Source organism: Pseudomonas shiyinii, from assembly GCF_056725765.1.
Window position 1 is genome coordinate 2,371,680 of sequence record NZ_CM161522.1, and the last position, 12,102, is coordinate 2,383,781.

General features: G+C 66.1%; 14 protein-coding genes and 1 pseudogene. 6 read left to right on the forward strand and 9 right to left on the reverse strand.

Annotation, left to right across the window (positions count from 1 at the left end):
* Window positions 1-27 precede the first annotated feature (27 nt).
* A complete protein-coding gene (locus tag ACXHGZ_RS10750; protein WP_480463777.1) occupies window positions 28-933 on the reverse strand; it encodes an SDR family oxidoreductase in 906 nt (301 codons plus the stop codon).
* A 191-nt stretch (window positions 934-1,124) separates the two neighbouring features.
* On the opposite strand from ACXHGZ_RS10750, the gene ACXHGZ_RS10755 reads away from it, so the two are divergent.
* The 3 genes from ACXHGZ_RS10755 to ACXHGZ_RS10765 are packed head-to-tail and all read left to right on the forward strand — an operon-like array spanning window position 1,125 to window position 2,600.
* Window positions 1,125-1,628: a CinA family protein gene (locus ACXHGZ_RS10755; RefSeq protein ID WP_480463779.1), complete on the forward strand. Its 504-nt coding sequence runs from the start codon at window positions 1,125-1,127 to the stop codon at window positions 1,626-1,628.
* Window positions 1,629-1,641: 13 nt separating this feature from the next.
* Window positions 1,642-2,148, forward strand: a complete 507-nt coding sequence (locus ACXHGZ_RS10760; RefSeq protein ID WP_480463780.1) for a hypothetical protein — start codon at window positions 1,642-1,644, stop codon at window positions 2,146-2,148.
* An 8-nt stretch (window positions 2,149-2,156) separates the two neighbouring features.
* A complete protein-coding gene (locus ACXHGZ_RS10765) occupies window positions 2,157-2,600 on the forward strand; it encodes a DUF421 domain-containing protein (RefSeq protein ID WP_480463782.1) in 444 nt (147 codons plus the stop codon).
* Window positions 2,601-2,619: 19 nt separating this feature from the next.
* On the opposite strand, the gene ACXHGZ_RS10770 is transcribed toward ACXHGZ_RS10765, so the two are convergent.
* From ACXHGZ_RS10770 to ACXHGZ_RS10805, 8 genes and pseudogenes are all read right to left on the reverse strand, one after another.
* Entirely contained in the window at window positions 2,620-2,853 is a 234-nt protein-coding gene (locus ACXHGZ_RS10770) for a PLD nuclease N-terminal domain-containing protein (RefSeq protein WP_480463784.1), read from the reverse strand.
* 29 nt (window positions 2,854-2,882) lie between these two features.
* On the reverse strand, window positions 2,883-4,034 hold the full coding sequence (locus tag ACXHGZ_RS10775; RefSeq protein ID WP_480463786.1) for a carboxylate-amine ligase: 1,152 nt from the start codon (window positions 4,032-4,034) through the stop codon (window positions 2,883-2,885).
* A 5-nt stretch (window positions 4,035-4,039) separates the two neighbouring features.
* Window positions 4,040-4,993 carry a methyltransferase gene (locus ACXHGZ_RS10780; RefSeq protein WP_084857770.1) on the reverse strand — a complete coding sequence of 318 codons (954 nt, stop codon included), beginning with the start codon at window positions 4,991-4,993 and terminating at the stop codon, window positions 4,040-4,042.
* Window positions 4,993-6,321 carry an iron-containing redox enzyme family protein gene (locus ACXHGZ_RS10785; protein ID WP_324811870.1) on the reverse strand — a complete coding sequence of 443 codons (1,329 nt, stop codon included), beginning with the start codon at window positions 6,319-6,321 and terminating at the stop codon, window positions 4,993-4,995. The genes ACXHGZ_RS10780 and ACXHGZ_RS10785 overlap by 1 nt, the downstream gene beginning before the upstream one ends.
* Before the next feature lie 18 nt (window positions 6,322-6,339).
* On the reverse strand, window positions 6,340-6,528 hold the full coding sequence (locus ACXHGZ_RS10790) for a hypothetical protein (RefSeq protein WP_084857767.1): 189 nt from the start codon (window positions 6,526-6,528) through the stop codon (window positions 6,340-6,342).
* 62 nt (window positions 6,529-6,590) lie between these two features.
* Window positions 6,591-6,710, reverse strand: a pseudogene (locus ACXHGZ_RS10795) (KGG domain-containing protein); the annotation flags it as partial.
* Between the two features lie 199 nt (window positions 6,711-6,909).
* Window positions 6,910-7,323, reverse strand: coding sequence for a CBS domain-containing protein (locus tag ACXHGZ_RS10800; RefSeq protein ID WP_480463787.1), 414 nt, complete (start codon window positions 7,321-7,323; stop codon window positions 6,910-6,912).
* Between the two features lie 148 nt (window positions 7,324-7,471).
* Window positions 7,472-8,353 (reverse strand): Dyp-type peroxidase, encoded by an 882-nt coding sequence (locus ACXHGZ_RS10805; RefSeq protein WP_480463789.1) that lies wholly within the window; start codon window positions 8,351-8,353, stop codon window positions 7,472-7,474.
* 187 nt (window positions 8,354-8,540) lie between these two features.
* Between ACXHGZ_RS10805 and ACXHGZ_RS10810 the strand changes: the two genes are divergently transcribed.
* From ACXHGZ_RS10810 to ACXHGZ_RS10820, 3 genes are all read left to right on the forward strand, one after another.
* Entirely contained in the window at window positions 8,541-9,443 is a 903-nt protein-coding gene (locus tag ACXHGZ_RS10810) for a bile acid:sodium symporter family protein (RefSeq protein WP_480463791.1), read from the forward strand.
* A 187-nt stretch (window positions 9,444-9,630) separates the two neighbouring features.
* Window positions 9,631-10,695 (forward strand): enoyl-CoA hydratase/isomerase family protein, encoded by a 1,065-nt coding sequence (locus ACXHGZ_RS10815; RefSeq protein WP_480463792.1) that lies wholly within the window; start codon window positions 9,631-9,633, stop codon window positions 10,693-10,695.
* 16 nt (window positions 10,696-10,711) lie between these two features.
* The gene (locus tag ACXHGZ_RS10820) at window positions 10,712-11,863 is read left to right on the forward strand and encodes an acyl-CoA dehydrogenase family protein (protein WP_480463793.1); all 1,152 of its coding nucleotides are present in this window, start codon (window positions 10,712-10,714) and stop codon (window positions 11,861-11,863) included.
* The last annotated feature ends 239 nt before the right edge of the window (window positions 11,864-12,102 follow it).

Below are 12,102 nucleotides of genomic sequence, written 5' to 3' on the forward strand. Positions count from 1 at the left end.
CCATTCGTACATTGAAGGCCCTCTGCCCTAAGGCAGCGGATTGCCACCGGTGACACCGAACACTTCGCCGGTGATGTAGCTGGACTCCTGGGACGCCAGCAGCACGTACAGCGGCGCACACTCGGCCGGCTGTCCCGGGCGCTTCATCGGCGACTGCGAGCCGAACTCGGGAATTTTTTCCGGCGGCTGGCCGCCACTGGGCTGCAGCACCGTCCAGATCGGTCCCGGGGCCACGGCATTGACGCGGATGCCGCGCTCGACCACCTGCTTGGCCAGTGCCTTGGTGAAGGCGACGATGGCGGCCTTGGTGGTGGCGTAGTCGAGCAGCGTCGCCGAAGGCTGGTAGGACTGGATGGACGCGGTGTTGATGATGGTCGCACCGGCCGGCATCAGCGGCACGGCCGCCTGGCACAGCCAGAACAGTGCATAGACGTTGGTCTTGAGGGTATGGTCGAACTGCTCGTGGCTGATCTGACCGATGTCCTTGCGCGCCTCTTGCTTGCCGGCCACGTTGACCAGGATGTCCAGGCCGCCGAGTTGCTCATGGGCCTGGTCGACCAGTTCCTTGCAAAATACTTCGTCCTTCAGGTCCCCGGGAATGGCGATCGCCTGGCGCCCTTCTGCCTCGATCAACTTGATCACTTCACGGGCATCGGCCTGCTCCATGGGCATGTAGTTGAGGGCAATGTCGGCCCCCTCGCGGGCGAAGGCGATGGCCACGGCACGGCCTATTCCCGAGTCGGCGCCGGTGATCAGCGCCTTGCGCCCGGCCAGGCGGCCAAAGCCCTTGTAGGTGTCTTCGCCATGGTCAGGCTTGGGCTGCATGTTCGCATCGAGGCCCGGTGGCGCCTGGGTCTGGTCGGGAAACGGCGGGTGTGGATACTGGGTCAGCGGGTTCTGCATGCTGAACTGGTCACGGGGTTTGTTGGGCATGGCGTGCCTCCTTGACTTGGCATTTCTACGAACGGCTCGGCCCACGAGGGGCACCTAAGCGTTCGAGACCGCCTGGCAAACGAAGGTTTGCCCGGCCCGCCAGGCTTGCCGACGGGTGGTCGGTGAAGGCCGGCTGAACCATTGGCCTTGGCCGGGCGTCCATCGCAAAAGGCCCGAACGAGGCGCACCCGATGCACGACGATCCTGTCCACGATGTACTGGACTACCTCAAAGCCCATGACCTGGTCCTGACCACGGCCGAGTCCTGCACCGCCGGGCGCATGGTCGCCCTGCTGGCCGAGCACCCAGGGCTTGGCGAGACGCTGGAGAGTGGTTACGTGGTGTACTCGCCCAAGGCCAAGCAGCGCCTGCTGGGGGTCAGCCCGGCGACCATCGAGCGCTATGGGCTGACCAGCGAAGCAGTCGCCTGGGAGATGGCCCTCGGCGCGCTCAAGGACAGCACCGCCAATGTGGCCATCGCCACCACCGGCGTGGCCGGCCCGGACGGCACCGACGGCGTCGCCCCGGGCACCTTGTGCTTCGCCTGGGCCTTCGATGGCGAACCGATCGCGGTCTTCACCCGCAGCCAGCGCTTCTTCGGCGATCGCGCCGAGGTATTGCGCCAGGCCGCGCTGTACGGACTGACCCGCCTGCGTCACTACCACGAGCGCTGGCTGCGTGGTGAGCGGGCCTGAAGGAGCGCTACCCATGACCGACGATGAACAGCTGTCGCGAAACCAGCCGGTGCAGGAAGACATGCCCATGCAACGTCGGGTCTGGCGTTTCGAGCGGGTGGGCTGGTACATGCTCGTGCTGCTGGTATTGCTGGCCCTGGCAGGGCTGTTCGGCAATGGCCCGCTCAGCCGTAGCGAGGTGACCAGCGCCGACGGCCGGGTCAAGGTCGAGTACCAGCGCTTCAACCGTGCCGGCGCCATGGACAGCATGCGCATCAGCGTGCGTGGCAGCGGCGATGGGCCGGTGACAGTGATGCTCGGCGGCTCGCTGTTCAGCGAGACCAGCATCGAGACGATGCAGCCCCAGCCGCTGGCATCGCTGTCCCAGGGCCGGGCCTTGCAGCTGCAGCTGGGCACCGGCGGCGATGGCCAGGCCACGCTCTACCTGACACTGCGAGCCGATGCGCCCGGCCCGCTCGAAGGCGTGGTACGCGCAGGCCCGAACAGCGCAGTGCGTTTTTCCAGCTTCGTCTACCCCTAGGAGCCGACATGGATTCGATCCTTCGCGCCGCTGCCATGTACCTCGCCCTGATGCTGTTGTTCCGCATCGCTGGCCGGCGCTCGCTGGGCGATCTGACCACCTTCGACTTCGTGTTGCTGATGATCATCGGCGAAGCGACCCAGCAAGCCTTGCTAGGCGAGGACTTCTCGTTCGTCAACGCCATGCTGGTGATCGCCACGCTGATCGTGCTGGACGTGGGGCTGTCGCTGGCCAAGCTGAAGTCCCAGCGCCTGGCGCGACTGCTGGACGGCCATGCAACGCTGGTGGTGGAACATGGGCGATTCCTGCATGGGCGCATGCGCAAGGCGCGCCTGACCGAGGACGATATCCTCGAGTCGGCGCGCGACAGCCAGGGGGTCGAGTCGGTGGAGCAGATCCGCTATGCGATCGTGGAACGCAACGGCAAGATCTCGATCATCAAGGAAGCGTGACCCCGCGATGGGGGGCGACTCAACCCTTGCTGTGCTCCGACGATGTAGGCCCGGTGCCGGGCTTGATGCCACGGGGGCCGAACAGGCCCCAGATGACCAGCCCGACCACCGGGAAGATCACCAGCAGCAAGGCCCAGAGGATCTTGGTGCTGTCACGTTTGTCACTGCGGAACACACTGACGATGGCCCATAGGTCCAGCAACAGGATGATTGCCGCGACCGCTATCCAGAAGTAGATCATCAAGTCGGCCATGGCGGGTACCTCCTCGAATACGAATGGGTTCAGGCTTGCCCTTGGGCCAGGGCAGGCAACGGCTCGCTGCCGCGCCCTTGGGTCAGCACCTGCTCGATTACCGCGCGCAACGCCTGGCGTGCGTCGAGTCCGGCGCCGCGGGCCTGCGCCAGGCAGTCGAGCTGGTGGTCGGCGCTGGTGCCCTCGCGCAGGATGCGCTGGGCCTGGATGAAGGCGCGTTCGGCATCCACCGTGGTGGCCGGGTACCGGCCCTGCAGCTGCGCCAGCCAGCCTTCGGCGGTGACCGGCGCCTGTTCGTGAACACCGATGTATTGCCCATGCCGGCCATGGCGCTTGGCGCGCCAGTAGTTCTCCTGGGTGATCCAGCGCATCTCCCGGGTGAGCGGGTCCGGGGCATGGCGCTGGGCCAGGCAGCTTTCCACCAGGTGGCGGAACAGCCCGGCGATGCACAGCACGTCCTCCAGGCGCGGGCAGGCATCGCAGATGCGCAGTTCCACGGTAGGGAAGCGTCGGGACGGGCGGATCGCCCACCAGAAGTCGCCCTCCTTGGCCAGCGCCCCTGTACGCTCCAGCAATGCCCGGTAGCGCTCATAAGCCCCCCAGTCAGCCAAGGGCTCAGGCAGTTCCATGTGCGGCCACTCGGCACAGATCACCCGCCGGTAGCTCATGTAGCCGGTGCAGTGCCCGCCCCAGAACGGTGACGAGGTGCTCAGCAGCAGGAACAACGGCAGCCAGTACAGCACCTGGTTGATCAATTGGATGCGATCGCACCCCGGCGGTACACCGACATGGACATGCAAGCCGGACAACAGGCTGCGCCGGGCCACGTGCTGGTAGTCGTCGAACACCTGGCGGTAGTGCGGCGTGGTCCTGGCCCGTTGGCGCAGCCATTGGGCGCTGGGGTGGCTGGCGGCGCAATACAGGCCGACGCCTTCCTGGGCCAGCGCTTCGCCCAGGCGCTGGCGGCTGCCCGCCAGGAACTGGCGCGCCTCGTGCAGGTTGCCGAACACCGGCGAAGCGACTTCGATCTGGCTGCGAAACATCTCCTCGGCGAAATACGGGCCCATGATCTCCCGGCAACGTCGGGCTACCCCCAGGGAAGGCGTGGCCAACACCCGCCCACTGGCAAGGTCCACCAGCAAGTATTCTTCCTCGATGCCGAAGGTGCAGGGCCGGTACATGGCCGTCACGCGTTACGGGTGACGGTCAACGCCACCGCAGCGATGCGCTCGACCCGCTCATAGCCCGGCTCGAGCAGCTGTTCGCCGAACACGTCCGGGTCCACTTCGCGGTACACCCAGCTCCACTGCGGCCCGGCCAGGCGCAGGCGAATGGCCTCGAGCAGCGCGTCCCGGCCCTCGACGATCGCGACGCCCGTGTACAACAGCAGCGAGCCGCCTGGGCTCAGGCGTTCGCGCGCCTGCTCGATGATGCGCAAGGACAGTTCGGCACCCAGCGCTCCACCTCCATGACGGTAGACCCGCTCGCTGGCATCGAGCATGTATGGCGGGTTGGCGACGATCAGGTCGAAGGTGCCGGTGATGCCATCGAGCAGATCGCTCGGCTCCACCGACAGATTGCCCACCCCGGCCAGGGCGGCGTTGATGGCGGTGTAGCGCAAGGCCAGCGGGTTGATGTCCACCGCACTGACCTGGGCATGCTGGGCGGCACGGGCGATCAGCAGTGCGCCGACACCGCTGCCGCACCCGATGTCCACGGCATGCTGGACGCGGTTAGGGCTGCGCTGCAGGTGGTCATGGATCACCTGGGCGAAACGGTAGCTGTCCGGGCCGAAGAACACGGCGTCGCTGGCATCGGTGGGAAACGCCGAATGCACCAGCAACAGGTCGTCCAGGCTCGACCAGCGCACCGTGCTGCGCAGCAAGTCGCCCTCCTCGACCAACACCTGCGCCGCGGCCAGCTGCGCAAGCTCGTCGGCCGAGATCAGCGAAGGTACGAACGGCCGGCTCCAGCCGAACACATCACGCAGCGTACGCGCCCGGTCGGTGCCCTCGCGGGCGTTGTTGCGGGCATGGGTCGCCGGCGTCACGCAGGTGAAACGATAACCATCGGCGTGCAGGCGCCGGCCCAGTTGCAGCAGGGCCTCGTCGGCCTGGATCTGTTCTTCGTCGAGCAGCATCAGCGGGGTTCCTCCTGGGCAAGCCCGGTGGCCTGGATATAGGCGCGGGTTGCGCGCAGGCCTTCCGGCAGGGCGTGGCCGTTGCCGGCCATGCGTTCGATCAGCACGGGCACCGGTGCGCGCTCGCCGTCTGTGTGGTCCGGCTCGACATCCAATTGCCAGCTACCAGGCGCCACCCGCGGTTGCCTGGGTGCCTCCCAGCCATTGGCGATCCAGTCGTGCCAGAGCTGCTTCTCGTAGGCGCTGAATACGCCGAACATGGCGGCGGCCGGGCCCTCGATCAGCTTCCACAGACGACTGCGCGCCGGATCTTCGCCCCGGCGCACCCAGCCCTGGCTCTGCAGGGCCTTGAGAAAGCCCGGCATGGCGTCCGTCTCGGACAACCAGTCGTTGACGGTGCGCCCCTGCAGGCGGCAGTGGTCCGAATGCATCATCTGGCCGAAGGCACGCTTGCGCTCCAAGGCCGCGAGGAGTTCGCCCTCGAGGTCGAAGCTGGCGATCAGGCGTGGGGTGTCGGTGCCCAGGTCGTTTAGCCGGTAGCCGCGCCGTACCCGCTGGTAGAACCCTTCGCCATCGTCTGCCGGCCAAAGCTGGCGCAGCGCTTGGATAGCCTTGTGGGCATGGCCACTGGCGGCGTTGTCGATGGTCACATGCAGCTGGAAGTAGTGGCCATCGATGCCCAGCTCGGCCAGTTCATAGGTGGTGATCAACAAGTGCAACGGCGGTTGCTCGTAGCCTAGGTTGTAACCGATCACCTCGGGCAGGAACGCCTCGGTGTTCTGCCCGAGGGCCAGCTGCACGGCCCCTTGCAGGTAGCGCTCCGGCGCCAGGGGCAAGGGTTCCAGGCAGCCCAGGCGGCTGAGCAGGCGCTGGTAGATCAGCACATGGTTGCAGCGCGGGTCGCCATCGCCCAGTTCTTCCAGGTAGGTGCGGATCAGCCCGTGGTAGCGCGGGTCGGGCCATTGGGGCAACAAGCCCTGCAGCCAAGCGCCATCCACCGCCTTGGTCGGTGCCACCTGCTGCAGGAACCACAGGGCCTGGGCGCGGTTGGCGAAATAGCGGCGCGGCGCCCCTTTGCGCCGCGCCTGCAGATAGGCCGCATGGTCACGGGCGACCTTGGCGGCATGCCGCGCGGACCAATCGTCCAGTTGCGCGGGTGAAGTGGGCAGGTCATCGGGCAGCGTGTCAGCCCGGTCCAGTTGTTCGGCGAGCCATCGGGCGCTGTCTTCGCAGCGGCCTTGCAGCAGGGCCTGGTAGCGTCGCTCCAGGCTGTCGTTCGCAGCCAAGGCCGGCGCCACGGGGGCGGCCTTGCGGGTCATGACCGTCATGCCTCACTCCTTGCGCGATCAGTTGTCTTCGGACGGCACCGGTTGCGAATCAGGGGCAGGCGCTGTGGCCGGCGCGTCGGGCTTTTGCATCTGCAGCGAGGGTTTGCTGGGGTCGGCGTCCTTCGCCGGGTGGTCGTCGTCACGGTCGAAACAGCCGCCCAGCAGCGACAGGCTGCCGAGCAGGCAGATCAATGGGGCCATGCGCATGGGAAATCCTCCTGGCAGGAAGTGATCGCAGTGCCAGGGAGCCTGGCACTGCGTTGCCTCACTTACGAGCGGCCGCCCTTGCGGCTCGACTCGCTGGAACGGCCGCCACCGGAGTGCTGCCCGCCTTTACGGCCGGCTTCAGAGGCCTTCTCGCGGTCGTTGGCGAAATTGCCTGGGTTCTTCGATCCACCCTGGCTGCCGGTCCTGCTGTTTTCTTTGTTGGCCATGGTCTGTTACCTCGTGTGGCTTCGGGATGCACGGCAGCTGCCGTACATAGCTTGGGAGTACGGCGATAAAACGGGATTCGCTTTATTCCGGTACCCGCCGGACCGGTGGCATTAAATAAGCGGTCACGGTTTATTTGGCGCGCAAGCTTTGTGCTCAATGGGCCTTGGCCACACCCTGGAGCACTTCGCCGCAGACGTGGTTCTGCCGCGCACTGGCCAGGTTGCCCAGCGAAACGATGCCGACCAGGCGTTTTTCGCTGTCGACCACCGGCAGGCGGCGCTTCTCGATGTCGGCCATGTTCGCCGCCACCGACTCCACGTCGTCGCTGTCGAAGCAGTAGCAGACCTTGTCGCTCATCAACGATTGCACGGCGCTGTCCAGCGAGCGGCCGTCAGCCACACCGCGGATGACGATGTCGCGGTCGGTGATGACGCCAATCATCCGGTCGTTGTCGCCGACCACCAGCGAGCCGATATCCTGCTCACGCATCAGCTGGGCGGCCTCGCGCAGGCTGGTGTCGGGGCTCACGACCTGGACGTCACGGCTCATGATTTCGGAAACTTTCATGGGGTGTCCTCCTCTGTTCTGGGAAAAGTTCCGTCGGTTGCACAACGGTAGAGGACAGGGTCGAGCGCGGGTTTGAAGGGTGGCGCGGGTTAGCCGATGGATGGTGGGGGCAGGCAGCCGCCGGCATGTGACCGGCGGCGTTTGAAGGTCAGGCCTGCAGCAACAGGCTCAGGTCGACACCGGCCTGGCCCATGGGCGGGCACCAGTAGTAGCCACCGGTCAGCGGGCGGCTGAAGCGGTACAAGCCATCGATGATGCCATCTTCCAGGCCGCTCATGCGCCGCAGCTGCACCTCGAAGGCGTCCAGCGAATGGCCCAGGGCCACGAACGCCAGGCCTGCACCACGCTCGTCGGCCCAGGCCACGGAGCGACGCACGACGAACGCCTCCGGGGCGAAGCTTTCCTGGGCGGTCCGCTTGACGTGGGCCGATGCGGGGGCGTCGTCCAGCTCTTCGTTGTCGCTGAGGCGGCGGCCGATGATGTTGTCCTGCTCTGCCTGGGGCAGCGACTTGAAGTAGTTCAGGTCGTGCTTCCACAGCTGGAAGGCGGCGAAGCTGGAGCCGGCCAGGCCGGCCTGGTCACCGGCGACAATGGCCGCTTCGACGGCCGCTTCGTCCACTGGGTTTTCCGTGCCATCCTCGTAGCCGCTCAGGTCGTGGCCGCCGCGGTGCAGGAAGCCGTCGACGCTGTCCACCAAACGCAACGCCGGGGCCAGCGCCTGCTCCAGGGCCTGGGCGCGCAGGAACAGGTCGCCCCGTTGCTCGCCGCGTAGCCACAGCCACAGGGCGTGCTGGGTGCTGGGGTTCTCGACCGCTGCATCCAGCTGAGGGAAGGCGCGCAGGCCCGGAACCTCTCGGCCCAGGGCCTTGACCAAGGGCGCGCCGACACAGAGGATCAGGCTCTGCCCATCGACCTGGGGCAACAAGGCATCGAGGGCCGCAGGCAGCGCCTCGACCGACTGCACGGCGAAGAACAGGTGGCGGGCGTGGGCGGGAACGGGCGTGGCAAGCAGACCTTGCTGGAACGGCATATATGGCTAATCCTCGGGGTAGGCGCGTAATGCAAAAGCGGGAATGCTAGAGCCGTGCGGCGCAGCCTTCAAGCGGCAAATCGACTCGGGGCAGGCGCAGCGATCCGCTTCAGCGTTCGCACGACTGCAACGTGCCGCATGTCAGGGAGTGGCTAGACTGCTTTCATCTCGCCAAAGGAACGCCACCATGACCGCGTCACCGCTGCTCACCGCTGTCCTGCCCATCGCCCTGGGCATCATCATGCTTGGGCTGGGGCTCTCGCTCACCCTGGCCGATTTCGCCCGGGTGGTGAAATACCCCAAGCCGGTGGTGGTGGGCCTGGCATGCCAGATCCTGCTGCTGCCGCTGGTGTGCTTCCTGATCGCCAACGGCCTGGGCCTGGAGTCGGCCCTGGCAGTGGGCCTGATGCTGCTGGCCGCGTCCCCGGGCGGCACCACGGCCAACCTGTTCAGCCACCTGGCCCATGGCGACGTGGCGCTGAACATCACCCTCACTGCGGTCAATTCGCTGATCGCCATCCTGACCATGCCGCTGCTGGTGAACCTGTCGCTGATGTGGTTCATGGCCTCGGACCAGGCCATCCCCCTGCAATTTGCCAAGGTCATGCAGGTGTTCGCCATCGTCCTGCTGCCGGTGGCCCTGGGCATGCTGGTCCGCCGCTGGGCGCCCGCCTTCGCCAACCGCATGGAGAAACCCATGAAGCTGCTGGCGGCGTTGTTCCTGGCCTTCACCATCATCCTGGCGCTGGCCAAGGACTGGCAGACCGTGGTCGAGTACGCACCGGTGGTGGGTGGCGCAGCGCTGTTGTTCAACCTGCTTAGCCTGGGCGTGGGCTATTGGGTGCCACGAATGCTCGACATTCCGCGCCGGCAGGCGATCGCCATCGGCATGGAGATCGGCATTCACAACGGCACCCTGGCCATTGCCCTGGCCCTGAGCCCTTCCCTGCTGAACAACGCCACCATGGCGGTGCCCGCAGCACTCTACAGCCTGATCATGTTCTTCACCGCTGCGGCATTCGGCTGGTGGGTCAGCCGCGGCCATACGTTGGACGCCACCCAGGCCCGAAGCCCCGCTGCGGGTGACTGAAACGGGCAGCTGCGCCCCACGGGCTAAAGTGACAGAACGGGCCTGGAGAACCGTACCAAGCAAAAATGCAGACAGGCACTGCAGATTTGTCGATTGTGCATGGCATATTCGCATGCCAGGATCCTGCGATCCTCCAGCGCACGCCAAACTTCACTTGGAAAATCAATAACAAAGCAGGGAGACCGCGATGAACGCGCACGCTCATTCCGAGGCCCATGTGCTGGCCGAAATCCGCAACCATATCGGCCACCTGACCCTCAACCGCCCCGCCGGCCTCAATGCCCTGACCCTCGACATGGTGCGCAGCCTGCAACGTCACCTCGACCAGTGGGCCAAAGACCCGCAGGTATACGCGGTGGTCCTGCGTGGCGAAGGCCCCAAGGGCTTCTGCGCCGGCGGTGACATCCGGTCGCTGCACGACAGCTTCAAGGCCGGCACGAGCCTGCACCGGGATTTCTTCGTCGAAGAGTACGCCCTGGACCTGTGCATCCATCACTACCGCAAACCGGTGATGGTCCTGATGGACGGCTTCACCCTCGGGGGTGGCATGGGCCTGGCCCAGGGGGCCGACCTGCGCGTGGTCACCGAGCGCAGTCGCCTGGGCATGCCGGAAGTGGCCATCGGTTATTTCCCGGATGTCGGCGGCAGCTACTTCCTGTCACGCGTTCCCGGTGAGCTGGGCACCTACCTGGGCGTCAGCGGCACACAGATCCAGGCCGCCGATGCACTGTATTGCGGCCTGGCCGACTGGTACCTGGAGAGCGACAAGCTCGCCGCCCTGGATGCCGGCCTCGACCGCCTGGGCTTCGGCGACCACCCACTCAAGGACCTGCAAGGCCTGTTGGCCAAGCTCGGCACCCAGGTGCTGGACGATGCCCCCTTGGCCAAGCTGCGCCCGGTGATCGACCACTTCTTCGCCCTGCCCGACCTGCCCAGCATCATCGAACAATTGCGCGCCGTGAGCATCGGCGACAGTCACCAATGGGCCCTGGCTACCGCCGACCAGCTGGAAAGCCGCTCGCCCCTGGCCATGGCGGTTACATTGGAGATGCTGCGTCGCGGGCGCCATCTGGACCTGGAGGCATGCTTCGCCATGGAGCTGCACCTGGACCGCCAGTGGTTCGAATACGGCGACATCATCGAGGGCGTGCGCGCGCTGATCATCGACAAGGACAAGCAGCCACGCTGGAACCCGCCGACCCTCGCCGGCCTCGACCGCCAGCGCGTGGACCAATTCTTCGAAGGCCTGTGAGCCGGGGAGTACACAGATGCAAGACCTGGAACTGAGCGAAGAACAGATCATGATCCGCGACATGGCCCGGGACTTCGCCCGTGGCGAGATCGCACCCAACGCCCAGGCGTGGGAAAAAGCCGCCTGGATCGACGACGGCGTGGTCCGCAAGATGGGCGAGCTGGGCCTGCTCGGCATGGTGGTGCCGGAAGACTTCGGCGGCAGCTACACCGACTACGTGGCCTATGCCCTGGCGGTCGAGGAAATCGCCGCCGGTGACGGCGCCACCGGTGCCTTGATGAGCATCCACAACTCGGTTGGCTGCGGCCCGCTGCTGGCCTATGGCACGCCTGAGCAGCAACAGGCCTGGCTGCCGCGCCTGGCCAGCGGCGAGGTGATCGGCTGCTTCTGCCTGACCGAACCCCAGGCCGGCTCCGAAGCCCACAACCTGCGCACCCGCGCCGAGCTGGTGGACGGCCACTGGGTGATCAACGGCGCCAAGCAGTTCGTCAGCAACGCCCGCCGCGCAGGGCTGGCCATCGTCTTCGCGGTGACCGACCCTGAGCTTGGCAAGAAAGGCCTCTCGGCGTTTCTGGTGCCCACCGATACCCCCGGTTTCAAGGTCGACCGCAGCGAGCACAAGATGGGTATCCGTGCCTCCGACACCTGCGCGGTGACCCTGGACAACTGCCGCATCCCGGCCGCCAACCTACTGGGCGAGCGTGGCAAGGGCCTGGCCATCGCCCTGTCCAACCTCGAGGGCGGGCGTATCGGCATCGCCGCGCAGGCCCTGGGTATCGCCCGCGCCGCGTTCGAGGCGGCATTGGCCTATTCCCGCGATCGCGTGCAGTTCGGCAAGCCGATCAATGAACACCAGAGCATCGCCAACCTGCTGGCCGACATGCAGGTGCAGGTCAATGCCGCACGCCTGTTGATCCTCCACGCCGCGCGCCTGCGCAGCGCCGGCAAGCCGTGCCTGTCCGAAGCGTCACAGGCCAAGCTGTTCGCCTCGGAGATGGCCGAACGGGTGTGCTCGATGGCGATCCAGGTGCATGGTGGCTACGGCTACCTGGAGGACTACCCGGTGGAGCGCTACTACCGCGATGCGCGCATCACGCAGATCTACGAGGGTTCCAGCGAAATCCAGCGCATGTTGATCGCGCGGGAGCTCAAGCAATACGCCCTCTGAGCGACAGGCGATGCACGCCCCTCCTGGGGAAATGGGGCGTGCACGGTACAACGATGATCGGCGCCATAGCATTTATCCATTGAACACACTGCCGAAGGTGCAGTAAGCTCGGGCTCATTCACTGGAGAGCAACATGACCCACAGCATCCGCAACCACGCCAACCACACCGGTCGCACCGCGCGCCCAGTGCTGGCCGTTGCTCGCTGCCAGGCCGTTGCCAGCTTCTATTTTGGGTATT